Source organism: Nonomuraea sp. CA-143628 (genome assembly GCF_050942315.1).
Taxonomy (GTDB): Bacteria; Actinomycetota; Actinomycetes; order Streptosporangiales; family Streptosporangiaceae; genus Nonomuraea.
On record NZ_CP192072.1, the window covers coordinates 11,066,134 to 11,089,157 of the forward strand.

A 23,024-nucleotide genomic window follows, 5' to 3' on the forward strand; every position below is an offset into this window, starting at 1 on the left:
CACATCGGCCGGCGATCACCCGTAGAGCGAGCGGGCTCCTGGGCTGGTGCCCTTGAAGCGCCGGCCCATGGCGATCTCCTCGCCGACCACCGACCAGACGGACTCGTCGTCCTGGAAGGGGAGCGGGTCAATGCTGCTCGTCTCCTGACGGATACGCTCTACCTCGCGCTCCAGGCGCTCGAAGTCGGCTTCCTCGTCGCCGTCGTCGCCGCTGAAGGTGAACTCCTCGAGCAGGCGCTGGAGCCGGAGCGTGACCTGGACGAGGGAGGAGACGTCCGTGTGGAGTTCCCGCGCGGTCTCCTCGTCGGCGTCGAAGGCGTGCACCTTGCCCGAACGGGGGTCGAGGGCAAGGTGGGCGTTGAGCAGCCAGCCGATGACGGGCCATTCGCCCGCGTTCCCCGAGGCGTCCTCGAAGTCCTCGGGGTCGACGACGTCCTGGACGAGGGGCAGCCGGCCGGAGTCCTCGTCGGGCTCACGCAGCCAGAGCGTTCCGGTGGGGACGCCGACGGTCTGCAGGAGGCGGGCGCCCTCGGTGTCCGCGGTGGAGGGCGGGAAGGCGGTGGCGGGCAGGGTCGCGAGCCCGTCCTCGCCGAAGATGTCGGCGAGTTCGCCGCGGGTGACGTCGAAAAGCACTGCCGGAACTCCGAACTCGGCGGCGGCACGGGCGCCGCGGGCCTCTTGGCGGATGGAAGCGGTCAAAACAACAGCGTTGCGGATCGAGCCGCTTCCGGCGAATCCGATTCCGCCCTGCCATGCGCTGTCCACCCTGGGCATGACCGCGCTGCGCGTCCCCAAGGCGAGCGCGGGAGAGACCTGGAAGGAACCGGCCGCCGGCCCGCGACCGCTAGCGGCGGGTGGCGGGTGGCGTCTAGGTTGTGAGTTCCTCGATCATGGCGGTGGCCAAAGTGGCCGTGCGGTCCTCGTCGTTGTCCAGGGCGATGATGACGAAACTGGAGCGCTGATCGGCGAGGCGGACGATTTGTGCGCTCAGCCCGGCCCAGCTACCGCCGTGCTGGTATATCCGCTGGCCCGCGTGCTCACGGACGCCGAGGGCCCACGCGTAGTCGAGTTGCGTGCCGTCGTCCAGGTGGCCGGGCGTCTGCAGGAGCGCGGAGACGCCCAGCTCGTCGCGTTCCAAGGCCTGGTTCCAGCGGATGAGGTCCGGGGTGGTCGACCAGATCCCGCCGTCGCCGAGGGACAGCGGTGCCGGGTAGTGCGGGTCGAGGGGTTCGGCTCCGGGCGGATGCGGGGCCGGGCCGGACCAGTATCGGCTGTCGGCCATCCCGAGCGGGGCGAATACGTGCTCGTGTGCGAAGTCGGGCAGCGGCCGGCGCGCCGCGCGTTCGACGATGACGGCCAGGCAGACGTAGCCGGCGTTGCAGTAGCGGTGTTCGGTCCCCGGTGTGCTGACGAGGTGGTCGAGCCGGACAAGTGCGCCGATGACGCCGGCGGTGGTGCGGTCGAGCTTCGCGCGATGGAGATCGTCGAATTCGATGCCCTCAGGCAGGCCGCTGGTGTGGGAGATCAGGTGGCGCAGGCGCACGGTGGCCGCCCACGCGGGGAGCTCGGGCATCCACTGCGCCAGAGTTGATTCAATGTCCAGCCGACCCTGTTGCACGAGTAGAGCCGCGCATGCGGCCGTGATCTGTTTGGACAGCGATGCGGTGTAGACGATCGTGCCGGCGGTCAACGGTTCCCCGGCTGCGGTCCGTCCGCCGACCAGGAAGGCAGGCGGTGCGCTGCCCTGCTGCACGCCGACCATGAGTGGGTCGTGGGCGCCGTAGCCGGCCATCCTGGTCAGAGCGGCGGTCCGGTCACGAAGCAGTGTCGGAGGTGTTCGGTCGGAGTTCGATGGCAACGATTCATCGATCACCGGCTCATTATTGAAGCGCTCCTGGCGAGGTGTACAGGGAGACGGGTGCTGCGGGAATCGCATGACCTGTTGGGATCGTTGTGACCAGTGTGCTCGCCTGGCGACGGGCACCGGCTGCCGTTGTCACCACCACGCGACGCCTTGCTAACATCCCTTGATCAACCGCTGTGCCTGGAGTGTGCATGACCGACCGTCTCACCACCGCGATGATCAGCCAGGCGGCCGAACGGTTGCGGCCGGTGGTGCGCCGCACCGCGCTGGAGCCGAACCAGCGGCTGTCCGACCTGCTCGGCGGTCAGGTGCTGCTCAAGCGCGAGGACGCGCAGGTCTGCCGTTCCTACAAGGTGCGCGGAGCCTTCAACGTGATCGCCTCGCTCACGGATGAGGAGCGGCGGCGCGGTGTGGTCTGCGCGAGCGCGGGCAACCACGGGCAGGGAGTCGCGTTCGCCTGTGCGCGTCTCGGGATCAGTGGGCGCGTGTACGTACCTTCCGCCACGCCACGGCAGAAGCGCGAGCGCATCGCGGCGCTCGGCGGCGACCGGGTGGAGGTCGTGGTCGGCGGTGGCACGTACGACGAGGCGAGCACCGCCGCGCACGCCGACAGCGAGCACACCGGCGCGATCTACGTACATCCGTTCGACGACGTCATGACGATGGCCGGGCAGGGCACGGTCGGCCTGGAGATCCTGGCGCAGTCCGGGGAGGCGCCGCACACCGTGGTCGTCCCGGTCGGCGGCGGCGGCTTGATCAGCGGCATCGCCGTCTGGCTCCGCGAGCACTCACCCGCCACCCGCATCATCGGCGCCGAACCCGCCGGAGCGGCCAGCATGCGCGCCGCCCTCGACCACGGCGGGCCCCTCGCCCTGCCCGAGCTGGACACCTTCGTGGACGGCGCCGCCGTCGGAAGGGTGGGAGACGCGACGTTCCCGCTGGTCAAGGACTTGGTCGATGAGGTCGTCGCGGTCGATGAGGGTGCGGTGTGCACCGAGATGCTGGATCTGTACCAGACCGACGGCATCATCGCCGAGCCCGCCGGAGCCCTCGCGGGAGCGGCAGCCCGCGAGCTGCTGCCGTACTCCTCCGGAGGGCCGCTGGTCTGCGTGGTGTCGGGCGGCAACAACGACGTCAGCCGGTACGGCGAGGTGCTGGAGCGCTCTCTCGTCCACATCGGGCTGCGGCACTACTTCCTGGTGACCTTCCCGCAGCGTCCCGGCGCCCTGCGGCACTTCCTGGACGAGGTCTTGGGCGAGGGCGAGGACATCATCGCCTTCGAGTACGTCAAGAAGAACAACCGCGAAACCGGTCCGGCGCTGGTCGGTATCGAGCTTGAGCGGGCCAGTGATCTCGACAGTCTCCTGTTCCGCATGAAGGCCGGTCCGCTCACTGTGGAGCGCGTCCCGCCTGGCTCGCCGCTGTTCACCTTCCTTCTCTGACCTCCCGCCACGGCGTGCTGGCGGCCGACCGTAAACGATCAAAAGGCCAGCCCAAGATCGGCAATGGGTGGACTGCCTGCCCGCACAAACCGATCCCCTCTCCCGGCGGAACAGCGTGCTGGACCACCTGGCGCCCTTCCCTGGCGAACCCCGCTGTGTACGTGACAGCAGACTGGCCGGTGGCCTGACAGCTATTGGCCGGGCGTCTCGACCTCGATGGCGAGGACGCCCAGACTTTCCTTCTCGGGAGGGTAGATGCTGCGGATCACCGCGAGCAGCTCGTCGGTGTTCTTGCCGAGCTCTCCGCCGACGGCGATCGGGTCCTCATGCTCCAGCATCTCCGTGAAGGACGCATACTCGCTCACCCGCATGACCCGGGTTCGCAACCGCTCGACACCTGAGACGAAGTCGAGTTCCTGGCCAGGCTGAATCTTGCGCATGCTGGCATACCTCACCCGCACCTCCACGGTCTTGATGCCCGAGGCGATGAGGTCGAAGTACGGCTTGCGAATAGTGAGCTCCCGCCGGGCGGGGACATCGTCGCGCTCGCTCATGCTGGCGTTCCTATCGCGTAGCGGTCAGCGCCGCCCGGAACTCCGCTGCCGGGCTCGTTTCGGGATACTTCGCTGCAAGTACGGTATTCAGGTCGGCCGCCCGCGCCTGGACGGAGGCGACCAGGCGGGGCAAGGCCAATGCCCGCAGACCCAGCGCCGCCGCGTCACCGGGCGAGCCGAGGAACGCCAGCGCGATGCCCAGATCCAACTGAGCGATCGCCTCGCGGCTGAGCGATCGCTTGCCGATCGGAGTCGCTTCGTGTGCCGCGACCGCGCGCTCGGCATGGTCTCGGGCCCGCTCATAGTCGCCGAGCCAGATGTAGGACGAGGCGGTGTAGGTGGTCATCGCGTAGGTGGCCAGAGGGCCGGTGTCGATGCCGTCCGGACGGGCGGGAGTACGGCTGGGCAACGCGTTCCACAGTCGTTCGGCCTGCTGGAAGCTCTCTTCGAAGTCGTCCCGCTGACCGAGCCGGGCGTGGCCGCGCGAGGCTTGGGCATGCAGGCGTACCGCCAGCGGATGGCCGGTGGGGACGCGGCCGAGGCCCCGTAGCGCGGCCGAGACCGCGCGAGCGGGCCGATCCGCGTGCAGGGCGATGGACGCCATCGCGTCGGCGGCCCAGCCGCACAGCTCGTCGTGCCCGGCCTGGTTGGCGTGCTCGAAACAGTCGATGGCGTACGCTTCTCCGGTCAGCGAGTCGCCCAGGTCGTGGGCCAGCCAGGCCAGGATCTCTGATAGCCACGCGGCGTTGACGAACAGCTCCCGCTGTTCCTTGAGGGTGTGCGGTCCGGCGATGAGCCGATCGACTTTGCGCCGGTAGAGGCGGGCCACGGTGAACAGGTCCGCCGGTGCGCGCCGAGAGTAGCCGACCGCGATATCGCAGGCCACGCTCTGGAGATGATCCAGGGTGCCACGACCGACGGCAGAGACGCTCGCACGCCGGGTGAACTCCAATGCCTCGTCGGCGGCCTCGCCCAGCACCTGGCCCACAGCAGTGGCCAGGCCCAGTTTGAGTGCGTCGCGCCGGTTCGTGGGATCGTCCTCTTCCTGCGATCGCGGTTGTTGGTCCTCTTCCCCATTGTTCTCATGGTCGTCGAACAACATCCTCACGTCACGCGAGAAGATGCGGGCGAACAGCAGCCGGTAGCGCTCGGTCATCGTGGCGATCTCGCCGGACTCCCAGCGGCGGATGGTGCGGACGAGCGACGCGTGATCGGGTAGGGCTTCATCTCCGGCGGCGGCCCTCAGGCGTCTGGCCACGCTGTGCACGTCCCAGTCGCGGGCCTGACGTTCGTGGCGGATACGTGCCGGCCAACCCATAGTTATCACCCTAAGAACATCCGGGATACGAGGTGGCGTCCTCGCCGTCCTCTAATGATCCTCGACCATCGATTTATGCGCAGGCCCTTTACGCGGGCTACTTGTCGCGCAGCTATCAAAAACAGGAAATTTGCCTACAGACACCATCGCGCTGGACTTGTTGGGGCTAACTCCTCGAATCGGTTTCTGTTGTAGGACAGCCTCGATTACCTTCGCAATACGTGCTACTCAGGGCCTTGATCGATGTTTGTACGCCGACTCATGCCACTCTCTCGGTGATGTTCGCGCCGAGTTGCCGTAGCTTGCTCGGCAAGTCCGCGTGCCCTCGCTGTAGCTGTGCCAGGCCGGTCACGGTGGTGGTGCCGCTGGCGGCCAATCCGGCGATGATGAGGGTGGAGCCGCTAAGGATGTCGTTGGCCTTCACCCGAGCCCCAACCAGCCGCTGCGGCCCCACAAGCCGGCAGTGTGTCGCGGACAAGTGCTCGATGACCGCCCCGAGACGGGCGAGTTGCGGGATCAGGTTGCCATGCCACCCTGGATTGATGGTGTCGGCGAACAAATGCGTCCCCGGCGTCCCGAGAGCCACTGCCATCAGCGACGGCTCGAAGTCGGCATCCAGCCCGCCCGGCGCCGATGACGCGATCGCCCGCAATGGCTTCCCCGTGAGCTGGGTATCGTTGGCCCGCACCGTCACCATGTCCGATCCGGCATATGCGGCTATCCCCAGCCAGGCGAAAGCCTCCACCGCAACCGCACACGCGAGCGCCACCGCCTCGACCTTGTCGCCCGGCACCTCCCAAATGACCGGAGTGTTGCTGCCTTCGTACGGCGGCGCCAGATTGACCGCGTCCTCATCCGCACTCACCTCCCACCCCGCCTGCCGCAGAAAGGCCAGGATCTCGGTCACCTCCGGAGACAGGTTCGGCTGGAACAACGCCAGAGGACAGCAGTCGATCACCGCCCGCAGCACGGCCGCCACCGTGGCGCCCCGAGACCGGAACGGCAGCCCGAGCTCCATCTCGCTCGTCCTGCTCTCCGCCCTGTGCACTTGATAGCCCGAGCTACCCAGCAGCACTCGGTCGCCAAACGCCTCATAAATGCGGAAATGCAGGCCCCGCTCGCCGCCGGGACAGCCGCCGGGCCACGGCAGGCACGCCTGCCCGCAGGAAGCCAGAAGCGCAGGCACCAGATAGTACGGCGCGCGGATGGTCGCCACATCAGGTAGCTCGGGTGGCCGACCGGGACTGGAGATCGGCAGGATCACGACCTCTTCCGGGTTGGTGACCGAGCGCGCGGCGCTGAAGCCGCATCGCTGTAGCAGGTCGAGTGTTGTCCGCACGTCCTGGCACTGCGGCACGTTGCCCAGGTGTACTGGCCGACCCACCGCCGCAGCTGCGGCGAGCAGCGGAAGCACGGCCGTCTTCGACCCGTCCACCTGGACGCTGCCGATCAACGGCTCCCCAGGACGAATCGCTATCGCATTAGTGACGGGCACCGCCGAGGACATGGTCATGAGGGCTCCCTTCCGAGCGCGGCCGCGCCAGCAGAGGTGGCACGAGTCGCTAATCGATAACCCGTAGTAGATGACCTGCGGCGTAGCGCTGTCAGGATGACAATCGACGGCAGACACGGACACGGTCCTCCTGGTGTCCGACCTCAACGACGAGGTCTACGAATGGATCACCAGGGACTTTGATCGATCGCCGTCTGGTCGAGGAGACCCGCTGCGGGGGCGGCATGAACATCGCCTTCTCCGCTGGACGCGAGCTGGCACCCTGGCGCCATGAGCCCTGGGTGCAGGAGATCAGCGATCGGCTGTTCGGGCTGATGATCACATGATGAGGTTGGCGTATGAACCTCGACGATCAGAAGAACGCCGTAAGGGAGCGGGTGTGGTCCACCCTGATCGAGGCGAAGATCTCTACTTCCGACGCTCGTGGCCACATCCCTGACTTCATCGGCTCCGAGCGTGCAGCCCAGCTCCTGGCATCGACAGCCCCGTGGCAGCGGGCGAGGACGATCAAGGCCAACCCCGACACTGCGCAACTGCCTGTCCGAGCCCGTGCGCTGGCCGAGAACAAGCTGCTCTACATGGCGGTTCCGAAGATCGCGACTGTGCGGCCGTTCTATCTGATCGATCCGGCTCGATCGCGGATGTCACCGACAGAAGCCGCGACGAGCAGGGCCGCTGCCGCGAACAGCCCGCTCGTGGGTACGGAAGACATGCGGCCGATCGACCTCGTGGTGTGCGGGACCGTCGCCGTCAACCGCCAAGGGGTGCGGCTGGGCAAAGGGGCGGGTTACTCCGACATCGAGGTGGCACTACTCATCGAGGACGGCCTGGTCAACGACAACACCGTCATTGTGACCACCGTCCATTCACTTCAGGTTGTCGATGAGCCTCTGCCTGAGGCGGAGCACGATTTTCGCGTCGACCTCATCATCACGGAGAAGGACATCATTGCCTGCCCTTCCGCACGGCGGCCGAACGGGCTGATCTGGCCGAGCATGCCCGCGGAGAAGGTGGCTGCGATCCCAGTGCTGGGGAAGCGAGCGAAGAGACACTTCAACTAGATCCATCAATTGGTCTCCCACCGGGCGTCCCGTCGCCGGAGGTCTCCTGGGCTGCCTGGTGGCGGCGGGGCGGTGGCGGCGAGGCGGCAGGCGGTGTCGCCGAGGTTCCAGGTGCCGGAAGACTAGGATTCCGCGCATGCAGCGCCCTCTCGCCCACAAGTCGGCCGTCGGTCTGCTCGCCATCCTCTGGCCCGGCCTCATCGGTGGCATTGTGCTCGTCTGGCGGAACGACGCCGCCCCCTTCGAGATCTTCGTGGGAGTGTTCTGGAGCGCGGTCTGGTATTTCTGGCTTGCCCGGATCTGGCTGGGTGGCCCGATGGCGATCGGGCTGATGCGCAAGGCGCTCTTCGCGATCTGCCCGATCATGATCGCCGCCGCCGTGGCCGTCGGGATCACCGACGGCGAGGTGTACCCGTCGCAGCTGGTCGGGGCCGCGGCCGCATTCAAGGGTGAAGCGGCGGTCGTGGACGGAATCAGCAGATACCCGTCGGCGCGGCTCGACCTGTCCTTCTACGACCAGTCGGACGAGTACCACCTCAGGCTGCCTGACACCGCCGCCTTGCACGGCTCGATCGCGGAGGCGCTTTCGACGCACAGCCCTGAGGGCGTCTTCGCCGGCTGGGTCCCGCGAACCGACGCGACACATCCGGTCCGGTGAGTGCCTGATCTCCGCGCAGGCCAATCCAGGCGGGACTCGGCAGCTCCAGGTCGTCAGTTGCTCCCGGAAGGATGGTGATCCGGGGAGGCCGACCCTTTCCGATTGGTGATCGGACAGCGATCATCATGCGGTGGCGGCTGACCGGCTCACATCAGCCCTTGGGCGGCGTCCCGGCTACTCCAATGGGCGTACGCACCCACCTCCGAAGCCGGCGATGCAGATCGGGTGCACGTATTGAGCAGTGCGCTAAACCTCTGATGGCCAAGCCGGGCTCCTGCCGGCGCATGGATAGCGGCGCGAACGTGTGGGAACGATGGCGTCATGGAGTTGTACACCGCCGTACCGTCAGCCGAGTGGCGGGACACCAAGGCGACGCTGCACCGGTTCTGCCAGGTAGTAGGCAAGATCCGGCTCGCCTCGGCGGTGCGGCGCAACCACTGGTGGAACGCGCCGTTCCATGTCACCGGGCGAGGGATCACCACCCGTCCGATGGGGCAGGCCGACGGCAACCAGATCTTCACGATCGACTTCGACTTCGTCGGCCACCGGCTCATCATCGCCACGGTGGACGGCCGGGCGGTGTCGTTCGCGCTTCCGGGACAGTCGGTGGCGTCCTTCTACCAGCACACCATGCGGGCGCTGGCGGCCCTCGACGTGCGGGTGGACATCCCCGTGCCGCGGCCGTTCGACCTGCCCGACGCGGACCGGGCGTTCGCCGACGACACCGAGCACGCGCACTACGATCCGGCCCAGGTCACCCGCTACTGGCAGGTTCTCAGCCAGGTGAACCTCCTGCTGGAGGAGTTCGCGGCGGGCTTCTCGGGCAAGATCAGTCCGGTGCACCACTTCTGGCACACCTTCGACATCGCCTGCACCCGCTTCTCCGACCGCGTGATCGACCAGCCGTCCGGAGCCGACCCGGTGACGCGGGAAGCGTACTCGCGGGAGGTGATCAGCTCTGGCTTCTGGTTCGGTGACGACGCCTTCGCGGACCCGGCCTTCTACTCCTACACCGCTCCCGAGCCCGAGGGGCTGGACAGCGAACCCCTGGAGCCCGCGGCCGCGCGGTGGATCGAGCAGCGCGGCAGCCATCTGGCCGTGCTGCGCCACGCCGACGCCCGATCCGAGGCCGATCCGCGCGCCGCCGTCCTCGCCTTCTACGACAGCGCCTACCAGGCCGGAGCCCGGCGCGCGGGCTGGGACATCGGCCGGCTCGCCTGCCCCGGCGGGGTCACCGATCCGGAGCTGAGCGCCGGAAGGTGACAGATGCACGCTTGGCGGGCAGCTGGTGCGGAATCCTGTTCAATACCGTCACAGTGCCCGTACGGCGCCGGCTGAAGCTCATTAGCATTCGGCCATGATCTTCGACCTTTCGATTCTTCTGAGAATCGGCCTGGCCATGGCCATTCCCGCGGTGTTCGCCTGCGCGTCTGTGGCGATCGCGGGGCAGTCCGCCCCATGGAATCGCCACGTACGCATACTCCGGCGATATGTGGTCGGGGGATTGTTCCTGTCGTTCGTCGGCGTCGGGATGATGGCATTCGGTGCGTGGTCGGCGCGTGCAGATACGCGCTACGGCGGCCTCGTCTTGATTGGGATGTTCCTGGCGACTCTCATAGGCGGAGGTCTGCTACTCCTCGGTTTCGGCCCGTTCGCCTCGTTGCTGCTGGAAATCCTCGGTCGGTACGCGGAACGGCTGCCGCTGCCCGTTCGGCTGGCGGTCCGCGACCTGGCCAGTCGTCGCCCGACCACGGCTCCCGCGATCGCCGTGACGATGATGGCGACGAGCTTCGGCGTCGCGCTGACGATCGTCGCGGTCGGCATGACGGCGCAGGACAGGGCCGCCTACTCCCCCAGCGCCCGGCCGGGCACCCTCGTGGTGCGGCTTTTCTCGGGGGACCAGGCCGGTGCCGTACGTGCGGCGATCCAGCGGGAGTTACCCGGGGTTCCCATCGCCCAGAGTGAGGGTCCGCGTGAATACCGACATTTCAACACGTATGCCGAGAACGTCGGCCTGCTGGAAGAGTCCGTCTACCCGCACGAAGTCATCGGCGACGAGGCACTGCTGCGGTACATCACGGGCGACCAGTCAACGCCCTACGACGAGGGCAAGGCCGTGGTGGTCATGAACGCCGACGTGAAGGTCGACTCCGTCGAGATCGGCTACGACGTGACTGGGAACAACGGCCCGCTGGCGACCAAGACCATCCCGGCGATCGCCGCCAGAACCGTCGATCCGAATATGCAGACGATCTTCGTTCCGGCGAAGGTCGTCCGGAATCTCGGCTATCAGCTGGAGCCGGACGAACTGATCATCGATCCCTCCCTCCATCGCATCTCGGCGGGCGAACAGGCGCGGCTCGACAGCCGGCTGGGCGACGTCGCGGAAACCTATGTCGAGCGAGGATTCCAGGCTGAGACCACCTGGCTGGTCGTCGCCGCGGCGACTCTCCTCATCGCCCTCTGCGGTGCATGGGCCGCCGGGGACGGCAAGGACACGAGCTCGCGAGCGGTTCGGGTGCTGAGGCGGGCCGGTGACGGATCGGCCGCGACTTTCCGGTGGTTCGCCGCTTCCCGTGCGGGGCTGAGCACGCTGTGCGGAACAGTCTTGGGCGCGGTCGCCGGGTGCCCTATCGGGATGTTGCTGCTATGGCCTTTGACGGCGTCGAACTCATGGGACTCGCCGCCACGGGTGCCCTTCGAGACCCCGTGGCCAGTGATCGCGGCCGTCGTCGTGGGGCTGCCCGTCCTCGCCGCCGCCCTGGGCGGACTTCTCGCGCGTGAGCAAACCGGCGGCGAGCCGACCACTAATCCGTGATCAGGTGGGTGGGGTGGCCAGGGGGAGGACGATGGGCGGTTGGACCTGTTCGTCCCGGCCGCCCGGGTCGGTTTCCACCGCGCCGCGGATGCACAGGGACGGTGACCAGGCGACGGACGACGGCTGGCCGAGTCTGACCACCGTGCCGACCTTGAAGCAGTAGCCCGTGGCCGCGTCCAGGCCGCCGACCGTGAACGTGCTGCTGCCGCTCCCCGTCGACAGCACGCGGTCCCCGGGAGACTGCTGGAGCACCATGGGGAAGTCGCTCTTGCGCTGCTGCTTCCAGGACAGCGTCACGGTCGAGCCGTTGTCGGTCACCACCCTGAGGTCCTTGGGCCGCTGCGCGCTCATCGCCGCAGCGTCCAGGGTCTTGGTGGGGCGGGCGATGGAGGGCGCGGTAGACGGCAGGGCGCTGGGTGGTGGGGTCGGGGCGGTCGAGTTGGGCGGCTTGGCGGTCGCGGTGGAGTCGGCGCCGCCAGTCGTGGGGTCGGTGCCGCCACGGTCGGTGCCGCCAGGGTCGGTGCCTCCGGTTGTGGCGGACTGGGGTTCCAGGGTGATGCGCGGTGGGGTCGACGGGCGGCCGTTCATGGCGGCGGCGACGCTGGCCGCGCCGATCAGTACGGCCAGGCCGGAGGTGCCGGCGATGAACAGGGGGACCTTCTTGCTTCTGCGCCTCGGCTCCGCCGGGGCCTGCGGCTGCGCCGTACCCGGCTGGTGGGATGACGGGTAGAGCGGGCGGGGCGGTCGGGGAAGCGACGCCGAGCGGTCTGGGTCGACGGTCCAGACGAGAGCGCGCGGCATCGACGTCTCAGCGGCCGCCGCCGACGACGGCGCCGCCGCCACTGGTGGCGCCGAGGGGAACGACGGCATCGACGGCGAGCCCGGTGGCGAGTCCCCCGGCCCGGTCTGCGAGGGCGTCAGGCGGGAGCTCGGAGCGACCAGTTTGTACGTGGGTGGCGCCGCTTGGTGGACGTTGGGTGGGGCCGACTGGTCGGGGCCCGGTGGGGCGGCGTGGGCGAAGCGGGTGGCGAGGTCTGCGGCCGTAGGGCGGGAGTCGGGGGACTTGGCCATCGCCTGATTGACGGCGGACACGAGGTCGGGCGGCAGCCCGGGGGACGCCAAGGGCGGCGGCTCCTCGCTCAGCACGCCGAAGACGAACCGGGCCGAGGTGTCCGGCCCGTCCAGGGCGAACGCGGGCCGCCCGGCGAGCAGTTCGTACAGCATCGACCCGAGCGAGTACACGTCCGACGCCGGACTGGCCGAGCGGCCTTCGAGCAGCTCAGGCGGCGAGTGGACGGAGACGGACGTCCCGTCGGGCAGCTCGGCCAACGACATCAGCCCGCTCATGCCGAACCCGGTCAGCCTGGGCTCGCCTTGCTCGGGCAGGACCACGTTCTCCGGCCGTACATCGCCATGCACCCCGCCCGCCCCGTGGGTGGCCGCGAGCGCGGCGGCCACCGCGCGCCCGACCCGCAGCGCCTCGCCCGGCGGCGCGGGCAGGGTCCGGCCGGGCCGTTCGGCCAGCGTGCAGCCTCCGTGCAGCTCGGTCACCAGGTACGGGCGGCCGTCGGCGGTGGTGCCGACGTCGAGTACCGGGATCACGTTCGGATGGGCAGCGAGTACGTCCGGGAAGCGGAAGCCGCGCAGCAGCGGCTTGAGCCGGCGCTTGTCCACGCGGCGGCAGGCCAGGGACCGCAGCAGCACCGAGGCGCCGTCGCGGTCGGCCGTCGCGAGGTACGCGCTCCACGGCCCGTCCTGCCCGGCCCGCTCCTGGAGCCGGTAACCACGGACCTTCTCCGTCACCGTCACGCGTTCACTTCCCGGGGCCGGCAGCCGCCAGCCCTCTCCATCAACCGACACGTCGCCGTCATGCGATCACTGCGGGACCGCCCAGGTCGTCGGTCTCGAACGCCTCGTCCTCGATCATCGGGAACCGGGTCCGCTCGCGGTCCTGCTCCTGGCCGTTGCCGCCACCTCCCATGCCCGGCGGGTACATGCCCATCGGCATACCACCGGTCCCACCCCGCGCGGCCCCGCCGGCCGTCAGGCCGCCCGCGCCCTGCGCGGCCGTCGTGGCGGTGCCGGTCCCCGAGGGGGTGAGCGGGCCGGTGGAGGGTACGCCCGTGTTCACCCTATGGGCCAGGTCGGGCGACATGGTGTCCGGGAAGCCGGCCAGGTTCGCCTTGGTGTCGGGCAGGCCCGGGGTCTTGAGGTCGGCGGGATTCTTCAGGTCCGGGGTCTGGGGGCTCCGCAGGTCGGGGGTCTTCACACCAGTCTGGTCGAGGCCGGGGAGGTTCGGGTTCTGGGCGCCGTTGGGGTCCGGGAGGTTCGTGCTGGGATCGGTCGGGCGCTGGTTCGGGCCGGTCAGGCCGGACGGGTCCCCGACGCCGGATGACGTGGGGTCGGTCAGGCCGGACAGGCTGGAGTACGGGCTGCCGAGGCCCGTGTACGGATCCGAGACACCGCCGCCGAGCCGGCCGTTGCCGCCCAGGCCGTCGATTTTCGGCAGGTCCACGGGAGTGACACCCGCGCCGGGGGGCGGAGCCGCGCGCTGCTCCAGTTCAGGGGCGATCCGGTCGTAGACCACTCCCATGAACCTGTTGAGCTGTCGCAAGTGGTGGCGGGCCAGGGCGTGAGCGTTGCCGTCGGTGCCGAACACGCTGTCACGCAGATCGTCGTCCCAGCCCGCGCCGCCGACCTGGGGGACGTTGTCCCGGAAGAAGGGCAGCACATCACGGCCGTACCAGATGAGAGGGTTGGCGACCGTCTGAGCGCTGTAGTTCACCGCGGCGAGATCCTTCTGGAGCTCGCCGATCTTCTTGAAGACGCCCTCCAGCGGCTCCCCGCCGAGGGAGGCGGCGATGCGCTGCGCCTCCGCCTGGAGGTTCCGCATCGACTCCTCGCAGCTCGCGGCCAGGGTCGCGTAGTTGTGGCCGGCGTCCTCGATCTTCCGCGGGTCGGTGTGGTTGCGGATGAGGTCGACGATGCCCTGGCTGTTCTCGCTGTCACCCTTGCTCGTGGCGATGTCATCGGGCAGCGGACGTGTCCCGTCCTTGAGCTGGTAAAGGGTGTAACCGGTCATGTCGCCGTCCCACGCAGGCCTTGGGCCACGGCCTGGTCGGCGTCCATGGCCGCCTTCACGGTCTGGTCGAGCGTCTCCAGGATGGCCTCGTAGACCGAGCAGAGCTGGGTGACAGCGCTCTTCATACTGGTCTGCGCCTTGTCGGTGGTGAGCCTCAGGTCGGTGGCCGCCTGCCAGGTGCCCAGGTCGCGCTCGGTCAGTGCGGAGCGGGTGACGAGAACCTCCAGGCTCGGCGTGCCGCCCAGCCCCCTGAGCCGGTCGAGGTCGGCGCGGAGCTTCTCGACGGGCGAGTCGGGCCGCGGCTTGCCGGTCTCCGGATCCACGAAGTCGGCGATCTTGATGAACATCTCCTTCTTCGCCCCGCCCGGATCGACGTGGTATTTGGTCAGCAACTCATCGCGCGTCGTCTCGGAGACCCGTGGCCGGGCGGTCGGCGGGTACCCGCCGTGCCCGTAAGTCTGCAGGTAGTCGGTGTACTCTTCCTCGGTGTTGCGCGGGTCCAGCTTTACGTCGTAGACGCGCCCGTCCTCGCCCGACTCGACGCCATTGCGCTGGTCTCTCGGCAGGCCGAGGCCGTCCCTGGTGTCGTCCCGCTCGCCGCCGTCGTCAGGTGTCGGCATGAATCTCTCCCGGATATCGGTCTGCGCCCCTCCCCTCTGTATCCCGCGCCGGGCGTGCCGGGGCTTCACTTCAAAGAATTTGGAACGGAATCCGGCTTGCCGCTCAAGACCGGCAAAATCCCATTACATGGCCATTTCCTGGGCCGGAACCACCGCCCTCGCCCTGCTGCTCGCCATCACGCCTTTCACCTCCGCGTGGGCGGACGCCGCCGCTCCGCCGTGCAACCCCGAGGCCGGGGTCCAGGACGTCAGCGGCAAGCCCTGGCCGCAGGAGCGGCTGCGCTTCCAGCGGGTGTGGCGGCTGACCCGGGGCGAAGGCGTCACCGTCGCCGTGGTCGACAGCGGCGTGGACGCGCGGCACCCGCAGCTCGCCGGGGCGATCACGATCTCCGAGGACCTGACGGGCACGGACCAGCGCGACTGCGTGGGCCACGGTACGGCCGTGGCGGGCATCATCGCCGGCCGCGACCTCACCTCGCGCGGCGTACCGTTCCTCGGCGTCGCTCCGGGCGCGCGGATCCTGTCGATCAAGCAGACCGAGACGCCGGACGGCGAGGTGTCGCTGCTGGCCCGGGGCATCAGGCGGGCCGCCGAGCTCGGCGCGAAGGTCATCAACGTGTCCGTGGAGGCGCACGACCAGCCGGAGCTCAAGTCGGCCGTCGCGTACGCGCAGAGCAGGGACGTGGTGATCGTCGCGGCGGCCGGCAACGTGAAGCGTGAGGACGGCGAGGTGACGCCCTCCTACCCGGCCGACTACCCCGGCGTGATCGCGGTGGGCGCGGCCTCCCCCGACGGCACGAAGTCGGCGTTCTCCAACGGCACCACCAGGGTCTCCGTCACCGCCCCCGGCTCCGGGATCACCAGTACGTGGACGGGCGGCGGCTACCGTACGGACCTCGACGGCACCAGCTTCGCCGCGCCGTACGTGTCAGGGGTCGTGGCACTGGTCAGGGCCCGGCATCCGGAGCTCGACCTGTGGCAGGTCAAGCGCCGGGTGGAGCTGACGGCCGAGGGCGGCGGCGCCACCGGGACCGGCGCGGGCCTGGTCAACCCGCTGCTCGCCGTCACCGCCGTACTGCCCGACTCGGTGGAGAAGGCGGGCGGCGGGGTGCCCGTCGTCGTGGCCAAAGCCGTCGCCCCAGACCCGCGCACGCGCGGGCTGGCCGTGGGCATCGCGGGAGGCACGGTCGCGGTGACCGGGCTGGTGGTCTTCGTGGCGATCATGCTCCCCAAGGCCAGGCGGCGGGGCTGGCGCGCCGGGTGATCCAACATTTCCAGGAATGTTGAAGTCAGATCAGCCCCTCTGCGCACCGGCTTATGGTGCTCGCGTTGTCCCACGTTCGATACCGGGAGGTGAACCGTGGCGCAGCCGACCACTTATCAGCAGGGCAGTCAGCACGACGCGGCCGCTCGCGCGCTGACCGCGCACGAGCACATCACGCAGATCCACAACAGACTGCTCCAGATCCCCGAGCAGCTCGGCGGCTCGTGGAAGGGCGAGTCGGCGACCGTCTACACGCAGGTTCTCAACGAGTGGAACCCGCAGTTCAAGAAGGTCATCGACGCCCTCCACCAGATCGCCGAGAACCTCAAGGGCTCGGGGATCGAGTACGAGGAGGCCAGCACCTCCACCCAGGCCGTCACGAAGAACCTCATGGCCGCGCTCAACGGCGGTGCCGTCAAATGAGCGGGATCGACGTCAGGGAAGGATCTCAATGACCGGTGGCGGAGACATCATCCTCGCCGATTTCGACGAGATGGAAGAGATCGCGGCCGAGCTCGGCCGGGCGTACGCCAACCTCGTCGGCGAGCTGACCGACCTCGAGAACGACCTGAAGATCCTGGAGACCTGGGACGGCTCCGCGAAGGGCGTCTACCTGGAGGCCAAGCGCCAGTGGAACGAGGCCGTGGTGACGATGGGTGACACCATGCAGCGCTTCGGCCCGGCCCTGCATGACGCGACCGAGATCATGCGCGACGCCGAGCAGGCCAACGTCCGGCGCTGGGGCACCTGAGCCGAACGATGGCTGAAGGCGACAACGGGATACCCGCCGAGCTGGTCATCGACCCGGCGGCGGCCGGTGACCAGGCGATGTGCCGGCCGGACGCGCTGCTCGACGTCGCCGGGGCGATGTCGAGGGATCTGCTGCCCCGGCTCGAGTCGGCCGGGCACCGGGTGCCCGACCTGTCGTTCACGGCCGTCGGCGACTGGGATGTGGCACGGGGGTACGCCGAGACCATGCAACGGGCGCGCATGGCCACGGTGGACACGATGGGGTTCGTGACCGAGCTGGTCAGCAGGGTCATCGAGGACCTGGTCGCCACCGCGAACACCGTCAGGGACGCCGACCAGCGGGCCGGCGACACCGCTCGCCGTACCGGATCTGCCGAGTCTGTCGGATCTACCGGAACTGCCGGATAGAGGCGCGCGTGGGAGAACCGAAGCCGATCAAGGAGGGCGCGCTGCCGGCCGGCGCGCCCGAGAGCTACGGCGGGCGCGACTCGATCCGGCGGTTGATCATGAGCACCCGGCCGGAGGAGTTCGGCGGTGTCGCGGACGCCTACCAATCGGCCGGCACACTCCTTGACCAGACGATCAGGGAGTTGTCCCAATACGCCGCACGTCTCGTCGCCGATGGAAACTGGGGCGGCGAGTCGGCGCGGGCCATGCTCGGGCGGATGGCGCGGGTGCAGTCGTATCTCGGCACGCTGCGGAGCCAGATCGGCGACATCCCGTCATCCGTCCAGCAGGCCAGTCGTGAGCTGGCCACGGCGAAAGAGCGGTTCGAGCCGGCCACCCAGGAGCAGTACGCCACGGTGGACACCGGCTCGTACATCTCCCGTGAGCTGAGCAACGACCCCGACGCCGACGCCCGGCGCTTCCTCGCGGATCTGAACGGCCGCTTGCGGGACGCGCATGGGGTCCTGCCTGAGCGGCTGCCGTGGGACGCCAACCTGGCCTCCAGCGCGCCGTACCTGCCTCCTGTTGTGCGCGACAGCACGCCGACCGGTGGCGGGATCGACTTGGAGTCCACGCGTCCGGTCGCCCGGCTGGCCAGTGTGGATCCGGCGGCGTCACCGATCGCGTCGGGGTCGCCCGCCACGCCGCAGACCGCTCTGGGGGCGCCGCTCGCCGCGGCGGTCCCTGGAACCGCCGCTCCCCCGACTCTCGGGACGACACCGGGCCAGGTCCCCGGGCTGATCACGTCAACCGGCGGCACACCCTCCGTGGCCCAGCTCACCGGATACCCGCCGACGACCGGCACCCAGCCCGACGCCGCACGAACCGACCCCACGCGGACCGACTCCACACGGACCGACGCCGCACGAACCGACCCCACGCGGACCGACTCCACACGGACCGGCGACCCGCGTACCGACTCCACGCGAACCGACAACCCGCGGACCGACTCCGAGCGGGCCGACGGCGCGCGGACCGGCGACCGGTACCGGTCCGGCCCCACGCACTCTGTCCTTGACGAGAGCAACCCTGTCGCCGACCAGGCCCGCAGCCCGCTCGGTGGCCTCCCGCGCGAAACCGGCCCGTCCGTACGGCCCGGCGTCGTGCCGGTCGTGGACGGGACCTGGCCCGCCACGAACCCCGCATCGTCCGGCGGCCCCACAGGGGCGGCCGCCGGTACCGGTGGCATGCCGTTCATGCCGATGGGCGGCGGCCCGGCCGGGTACGAGGGTGCGCCGGTCGCGCACCGGACGGCCCCGCCGCCCCTTGATGAGCCGGGCCTGTTCCGTCCCGCGTACGATCCCGGCCAACCGGTGGTGGACTGAGTGACCAGCGACCTCAAACGCATGGAATTGAACGCCGACTCCGTCCGTGACGTTGGCCGCAACATCGCCGGCAAGCCCATGCAGCGCCTCAACGACATGACCCACGTCGTCGCGGGGCTCAACGTGCACTCCGGCGCGTACGGCCTGTTCGGCTTCTTCGGCTCGTCGCTGGCGGACGCGCTCGACCAGGTCAAGCTGGCTGCCCACCAGTACGTGTCGGCGACCAGGAACGAGCTGGCCGAGATGGAGTCGAAGGCGTTCGACACGGCCAACGCCGCCGTCCAGGGCGACGGCGCGGCCACCCGCGTCACGGCGGTCTGAGAGCCACCATCCGAGAGCCGCTGTCCGAGGGCCGCCGTCCGAGAGCAAGTCTGAGAGCGAGGACACATGCCGACACAACCGCAGTCCGTCATCGCCGGCGCAGGCATGGCCCAGCTGGGCTCGGCGCTGCTGGGCGGCGGCCGCGCGAAGTACGCCGGACTGATCATCTTCCTCACCGCCGCCGACACTCCCGAGCTACGGCGGGCCGCGCAACAGTGGGAGGAGCTGTCAGCTGGGCTACGCGAGCACCCTCAGCTGGTCCAGGAGTCCGTCAAGGACGTGCACTGGATGGCGACGAGCGCCGAGCTGTTCCACCAGACGGTCGACACGCACAGCGGCGAGGTGGCCGACAAGGCGGACCTGCCGCAGGCGACGGCGGACTCCATGCGCACCTCGGCCGACGCTCTCGACTTCGCCGGGAACCTGATGTTCGACGTGGGCGCCGCCATCCTCCTGGCGGGGGCTATCTACCAGCTCGGGCGGGTCAACCCTTATGTACGGCCCGCCGCGGAGGTGGCGGCGACGATGTTCGGCCGCCGGGCCGACCAGCAGGCCGGTCAGGGCGCCTTGAAGCTGCAGACCTTCCTCAGGGGATCGGAGAGCCTGGCCGGCAAGATCGCCGGCCGGTTCGCCGAGGTGTCGCCCCTTAAGAAGCTCGCCTTCGGCGGCGTGGCAACGATAGGCGGCGGAATGGCGGCCAATTCGGCCGCGGCCGACGACCTCAGCGAGACGGCCCTCCCGAAGGGCAACCAACCGAACCCGAACCAGCGCAACCAGCCGAACCCGACGCAGGGCACCCACCCGAATCCGACGAAGGAAGTGTGATGCCGGCTTTCGACGAAGCGGCCATCGACCGCATGATCGCCGACACCCAGCGCCCCCTGGACGGGTTCGCGGAGCTGTACGAGCAGGTCCTGGCCGTGCAGGGGTTCGCCCAGGACGCGGAGAAGCTGGTGACGGTGGAGTGCTCCACCCAGGGCGTCACCGCGTTGGACATCAACCCGCGCGCGCTCCGCTGGGGCTCGGACAGGCTCGCCACCACGATCCTGGAGCTGATCGGCGCCTCACTGGCCGACCTTCAGCAGAAGTCGAACGCGCTCATGGCCGAGCGGTGGGGCGCGGCCCCACCGGACCTCACCGAGGAGGGCAACCCGGCCGAGCTGCGCCTGCAGACCGCGCAGGACACCTACGACAGGGCCATGGAGAACGCGATGGCCGACCTCGCCCGCATCCAACGACGCGTGGACGGCTCCTAGAAGATCCTGAAGATCATGTTCTTGGTGGCCTGTGGGTAGCAAAGGCGGAATTTTCCGGAGAGTCGGAGACCCAGCGTCCGGATGTCGCCGACCCAGGCGAGCCCGAGGTCGATCAGGGTCCGGAGATTGATGGATGAGGAGGATCCGCTGGGCTGCAGGGCCTCCGCCGACAGCCAGGTGACAGCCGCCTCCAGCTACTCACTGTATTTCCGTTCCTCGACGGCCTGATCCGTCTCCCGGTCTCCTGTCACATTCGGCGCCTTCGCGGGTTCATGTCCTTGAGCCTTGACGGAGGGATGATGTGACCGATGGAGGAGACAGAGTGGCTCGCCCAGCGTTTCGAGCAGCACCGGCCCCGGCTGCGGGCGGCGGCCTACCGGATGCTGGGTTCGATGGCCGAGGCCGATGACGCCGTGCAGGACGCCTGGCTGCGGCTCTGCCGGTCCGACGCGGACCAGATCGACAATCTCGGCGGCTGGCTGACCACGGTGGTGGCTCGGGAATGCCTGCACACGCTGCGTTCCCGGCGGCACCGGCGGGAGGAGGCACGCCTGCCCGAGCCCGTCGTGATCCTGGACAGCGATCTCGACCCCGAGCAGGAGGCGTTGCTGGCCGACTCGGTGGGGCTGGCCCTGCTCGTGGTGCTCGACCGGCTCAGTCCGGCCGAGCGGTTGGCGTTCGTGCTGCACGACATGTTCGAGCTGCCGTTCGACGAGATCGCCGGGATCGTGGGCCGCACTCCGGCCACCGCACGCCAGTTGGCCAGCCGGGCACGGCGCCGGGTGAACGGCACCGAGATCCCATCGCCCGACCCGGATCTGGCGCGGCAGCGGCAGGTGGTCGACGCCTTCTATGCGGCCTCACGGGCCGGCGACTTCGACGCCCTGGTCCAGATCCTCGATCCCGACGTCGTCCTGACCTCCGATTTCGGGGCCGACGGGCAGCGTGTCGTCGTACGTGGCGCGGCGGCCGTGGCCAAGCAAGCCCGCGGCCCGCGCGGCGGGCGGCTGAGACCTGTGCTGGTCAACGACGTGGTCGGCGCGTTGATCACGGTCGACGACCAGCCGTTCGCCGTGCTGGTCTTCACCGTCGCAGGTGACCGGATCGTCGCTATCGACGGGCTCCGCGATCCCGATCGGGTCCGCCGGTTCGCCGACGCCGCCGGGATTCCGCCGCCGCCGGTCACATCGCGGACACGCGAGGGCTCATAGGGCTGACAACATTTCCCAAGCACCATTGGAGGACACCGTGGGACCACGGATCCCCGACGCCGCCACACACCTGCCCGAGATCCAGGAGTTGGCCGGCGCGATGGTCAAGGCCACCCGCAACGGCTCGGTTCCGGCGACCACGATCAGCCTGGTCTACCTGCGTGCCGGCCAGATCGTCGGCAGCACCTACCAGGTGCTGCGGCACTCGGTCGACCTGCGTAAGGCGGGCGAGTCCGAGGCCAGGATCGCCGCCGTGGCGACCTGGCGGGACGCGCCGTACTTCACCGACGCCGAGCAGGCCGCGCTGGCGCTGACCGACGCCGTTTTCCAGCCCGGCGCGCGTGGCGAGGAACGGGTACCGGACGACCTGTACAACGAGGTCGCGAAGCACTACGACGACAAGGCGATGGCCACCCTGATGACGGTGCTCGCCTCGGCCGGCTTCTGGATGAACATCGCGCTCATCAACAAGCCGACACCCGTGCCGGCCTGACCGCGGCGTCAGTCCGCGCGTTCCGCGTGCGGGTGCCACATCCTGGCGAGTACGAGGTTCTGGTCGTGGGCGGGGATGTTCGACAGGTCGATGGACATCCCCGCCCGGCCAAGCCGTTCGTCACCGATCCGCCCTTCGCCGTCATGGCAGGGGATGCCGCACGTCGACAGCAGTGAGCGGACGCTCTTCATGACACGCGTCACCTCGCGCCGGTGACATCGGTACCTTTCGAACGGGTCGCGATCGGAGGAGTCTTGTTCAAGGGCGGTCCGGGCCGGCGACGGTAGAACAGGACGAGTTGGAGGTTTCCCCTGTAGCTGCTAGACGACTGGTCTACTCATCGGCTATGGTCACTGACATGCCGGTCACCACACGCAGCAAAGACACCCGTCGGAGCATCCTCGACGCCGCCCAGCGAATCATGGCCCACAAGGGCTACTCCGCGGTCGGCCTCAACGAGGTGCTCGCGGAGGCCGGCGTGCCGAAGGGCTCCTTCTATCACTTCTTCTCCTCGAAGGACGCCTTCGGAGAAGCGATGCTGAAGAGCTACTTCGCCGACTACATCGCCGACATGGACCGTGTCCTCGCACGGCCCGACGAGTCGGCCGCCGAGCGTTTGATGGCCTACTGGCAGCAGTGGCGACAGACGCAGAGTGTTGATGAGTGTCAGGGCAAATGCCTCGCCGTAAAGCTCGGCGCCGAGGTGGCCGACCTGTCGGAGTCGATGCGGCTGGCTCTGAAGGAGGGCACAGACGCGATCGTCGACCGCATCGAGCGGGTGATCAACGCCGGCCTTGAGGACGGCTCCCTCTCGATCGACGGTGGCCCCCGCGCCGTGGCCCAGGCCCTGTATGACATGTGGCTCGGCGCGAGTGTCATGGCCAAGATTCACCGCAATCTCGCGCCACTGGACACCGCCATGGCGGTGACCCGCCAGCTCCTGCACCTGTAGGAGTCCCTGGATTTCACGCCCGGCGGCCGGGGGCGTGGGGCATTCCTTTGCCCAGCTAGAGACGACCGGTCTACT

Annotated in this window: 26 protein-coding genes; 17 read left to right on the forward strand and 9 right to left on the reverse strand. The window is 69.0% G+C overall.

The features are described 5' to 3' along the window. Positions 1-15 precede the first annotated feature (15 nt). Positions 16-699 carry an SUKH-4 family immunity protein gene (locus tag ACQP2T_RS50185; RefSeq protein ID WP_433511878.1) on the reverse strand — a complete coding sequence of 228 codons (684 nt, stop codon included), beginning with the start codon at positions 697-699 and terminating at the stop codon, positions 16-18. Positions 700-868: 169 nt separating this feature from the next. After that, positions 869-1,873: a serine hydrolase domain-containing protein gene (locus ACQP2T_RS50190; protein ID WP_433511879.1), complete on the reverse strand. Its 1,005-nt coding sequence runs from the start codon at positions 1,871-1,873 to the stop codon at positions 869-871. 182 nt (positions 1,874-2,055) lie between these two features. On the opposite strand from ACQP2T_RS50190, the gene ilvA reads away from it, so the two are divergent. Further along, positions 2,056-3,306: a threonine ammonia-lyase IlvA gene (gene ilvA, locus ACQP2T_RS50195; protein ID WP_433511880.1), complete on the forward strand. Its 1,251-nt coding sequence runs from the start codon at positions 2,056-2,058 to the stop codon at positions 3,304-3,306. 191 nt (positions 3,307-3,497) lie between these two features. Here ilvA and ACQP2T_RS50200 read toward each other — a convergent pair whose 3' ends face one another. The 3 genes from ACQP2T_RS50200 to ACQP2T_RS50210 form a co-directional block, all read right to left on the reverse strand. Continuing rightward, positions 3,498-3,860 carry an ASCH domain-containing protein gene (locus tag ACQP2T_RS50200; protein WP_433511881.1) on the reverse strand — a complete coding sequence of 121 codons (363 nt, stop codon included), beginning with the start codon at positions 3,858-3,860 and terminating at the stop codon, positions 3,498-3,500. 10 nt (positions 3,861-3,870) lie between these two features. Further along, complete coding sequence (locus ACQP2T_RS50205) at positions 3,871-5,178, reverse strand: hypothetical protein (RefSeq protein WP_433511882.1); 1,308 nt, start codon at positions 5,176-5,178, stop codon at positions 3,871-3,873. A 259-nt stretch (positions 5,179-5,437) separates the two neighbouring features. Further along, complete coding sequence (locus tag ACQP2T_RS50210; protein ID WP_433511883.1) at positions 5,438-6,691, reverse strand: hypothetical protein; 1,254 nt, start codon at positions 6,689-6,691, stop codon at positions 5,438-5,440. Between the two features lie 179 nt (positions 6,692-6,870). Between ACQP2T_RS50210 and ACQP2T_RS50215 the strand changes: the two genes are divergently transcribed. From ACQP2T_RS50215 to ACQP2T_RS50235, 5 genes are all read left to right on the forward strand, one after another. After that, the gene (locus ACQP2T_RS50215; protein ID WP_433511884.1) at positions 6,871-7,017 is read left to right on the forward strand and encodes a hypothetical protein; all 147 of its coding nucleotides are present in this window, start codon (positions 6,871-6,873) and stop codon (positions 7,015-7,017) included. Positions 7,018-7,029: 12 nt separating this feature from the next. Then, entirely contained in the window at positions 7,030-7,752 is a 723-nt protein-coding gene (locus ACQP2T_RS50220) for a 5-formyltetrahydrofolate cyclo-ligase (protein ID WP_433511885.1), read from the forward strand. 136 nt (positions 7,753-7,888) lie between these two features. Beyond that, on the forward strand, positions 7,889-8,410 hold the full coding sequence (locus ACQP2T_RS50225) for a hypothetical protein (RefSeq protein ID WP_433511886.1): 522 nt from the start codon (positions 7,889-7,891) through the stop codon (positions 8,408-8,410). Between the two features lie 321 nt (positions 8,411-8,731). Further along, entirely contained in the window at positions 8,732-9,673 is a 942-nt protein-coding gene (locus tag ACQP2T_RS50230) for a DUF5996 family protein (protein WP_433511887.1), read from the forward strand. A gap of 94 nt (positions 9,674-9,767) precedes the next feature. Continuing rightward, on the forward strand, positions 9,768-11,228 hold the full coding sequence (locus ACQP2T_RS50235; RefSeq protein WP_433511888.1) for a hypothetical protein: 1,461 nt from the start codon (positions 9,768-9,770) through the stop codon (positions 11,226-11,228). Here ACQP2T_RS50235 and ACQP2T_RS50240 read toward each other — a convergent pair whose 3' ends face one another. From ACQP2T_RS50240 to ACQP2T_RS50250, 3 genes are read right to left on the reverse strand one after another with little or no spacing between them, the layout of a single operon-like run. Next, on the reverse strand, positions 11,229-13,037 hold the full coding sequence (locus ACQP2T_RS50240; RefSeq protein WP_433511889.1) for a protein kinase domain-containing protein: 1,809 nt from the start codon (positions 13,035-13,037) through the stop codon (positions 11,229-11,231). A gap of 58 nt (positions 13,038-13,095) precedes the next feature. Then, positions 13,096-14,310: a hypothetical protein gene (locus ACQP2T_RS50245; protein ID WP_433511890.1), complete on the reverse strand. Its 1,215-nt coding sequence runs from the start codon at positions 14,308-14,310 to the stop codon at positions 13,096-13,098. Beyond that, entirely contained in the window at positions 14,307-14,930 is a 624-nt protein-coding gene (locus tag ACQP2T_RS50250; RefSeq protein ID WP_433511891.1) for a hypothetical protein, read from the reverse strand. Before ACQP2T_RS50250 ends, ACQP2T_RS50245 begins: the two co-directional genes overlap by 4 nt. Positions 14,931-15,057: 127 nt before the next feature. Here ACQP2T_RS50250 and mycP point away from each other — a divergent pair, with 127 nt between their 5' ends. From mycP to ACQP2T_RS50300, 10 genes are all read left to right on the forward strand, one after another. Further along, positions 15,058-16,194 carry a type VII secretion-associated serine protease mycosin gene (gene mycP / locus ACQP2T_RS50255; RefSeq protein ID WP_433511892.1) on the forward strand — a complete coding sequence of 379 codons (1,137 nt, stop codon included), beginning with the start codon at positions 15,058-15,060 and terminating at the stop codon, positions 16,192-16,194. A gap of 96 nt (positions 16,195-16,290) precedes the next feature. After that, positions 16,291-16,617 carry a WXG100 family type VII secretion target gene (locus tag ACQP2T_RS50260; RefSeq protein ID WP_357647091.1) on the forward strand — a complete coding sequence of 109 codons (327 nt, stop codon included), beginning with the start codon at positions 16,291-16,293 and terminating at the stop codon, positions 16,615-16,617. A 28-nt stretch (positions 16,618-16,645) separates the two neighbouring features. Further along, on the forward strand, positions 16,646-16,945 hold the full coding sequence (locus ACQP2T_RS50265) for a WXG100 family type VII secretion target (RefSeq protein WP_357647093.1): 300 nt from the start codon (positions 16,646-16,648) through the stop codon (positions 16,943-16,945). An 8-nt stretch (positions 16,946-16,953) separates the two neighbouring features. Next, a complete protein-coding gene (locus ACQP2T_RS50270; protein WP_433511893.1) occupies positions 16,954-17,352 on the forward strand; it encodes a hypothetical protein in 399 nt (132 codons plus the stop codon). Positions 17,353-17,360: 8 nt separating this feature from the next. After that, positions 17,361-18,716 carry a hypothetical protein gene (locus tag ACQP2T_RS50275; RefSeq protein ID WP_433511894.1) on the forward strand — a complete coding sequence of 452 codons (1,356 nt, stop codon included), beginning with the start codon at positions 17,361-17,363 and terminating at the stop codon, positions 18,714-18,716. Continuing rightward, on the forward strand, positions 18,717-19,037 hold the full coding sequence (locus ACQP2T_RS50280) for a hypothetical protein (RefSeq protein ID WP_433511895.1): 321 nt from the start codon (positions 18,717-18,719) through the stop codon (positions 19,035-19,037). It begins immediately after the preceding gene. Positions 19,038-19,103: 66 nt separating this feature from the next. Beyond that, a complete protein-coding gene (locus tag ACQP2T_RS50285; protein ID WP_433511896.1) occupies positions 19,104-19,862 on the forward strand; it encodes a hypothetical protein in 759 nt (252 codons plus the stop codon). Continuing rightward, positions 19,862-20,293 (forward strand): hypothetical protein, encoded by a 432-nt coding sequence (locus ACQP2T_RS50290; protein ID WP_433511897.1) that lies wholly within the window; start codon positions 19,862-19,864, stop codon positions 20,291-20,293. Before ACQP2T_RS50285 ends, ACQP2T_RS50290 begins: the two co-directional genes overlap by 1 nt. A 308-nt stretch (positions 20,294-20,601) precedes the next feature. After that, positions 20,602-21,504 (forward strand): sigma-70 family RNA polymerase sigma factor, encoded by a 903-nt coding sequence (locus tag ACQP2T_RS50295; protein ID WP_433511898.1) that lies wholly within the window; start codon positions 20,602-20,604, stop codon positions 21,502-21,504. A 37-nt stretch (positions 21,505-21,541) separates the two neighbouring features. Continuing rightward, positions 21,542-21,997, forward strand: a complete 456-nt coding sequence (locus ACQP2T_RS50300; protein WP_433511899.1) for a carboxymuconolactone decarboxylase family protein — start codon at positions 21,542-21,544, stop codon at positions 21,995-21,997. A gap of 8 nt (positions 21,998-22,005) precedes the next feature. Here the strand turns inward: ACQP2T_RS50300 and ACQP2T_RS50305 are convergent, their stop codons facing one another. Next, positions 22,006-22,188 (reverse strand): hypothetical protein, encoded by a 183-nt coding sequence (locus tag ACQP2T_RS50305; protein WP_433511900.1) that lies wholly within the window; start codon positions 22,186-22,188, stop codon positions 22,006-22,008. A 167-nt stretch (positions 22,189-22,355) separates the two neighbouring features. Between ACQP2T_RS50305 and ACQP2T_RS50310 the strand changes: the two genes are divergently transcribed. Continuing rightward, positions 22,356-22,949, forward strand: coding sequence for a TetR/AcrR family transcriptional regulator (locus ACQP2T_RS50310; RefSeq protein ID WP_433511901.1), 594 nt, complete (start codon positions 22,356-22,358; stop codon positions 22,947-22,949). The last annotated feature ends 75 nt before the right edge of the window (positions 22,950-23,024 follow it).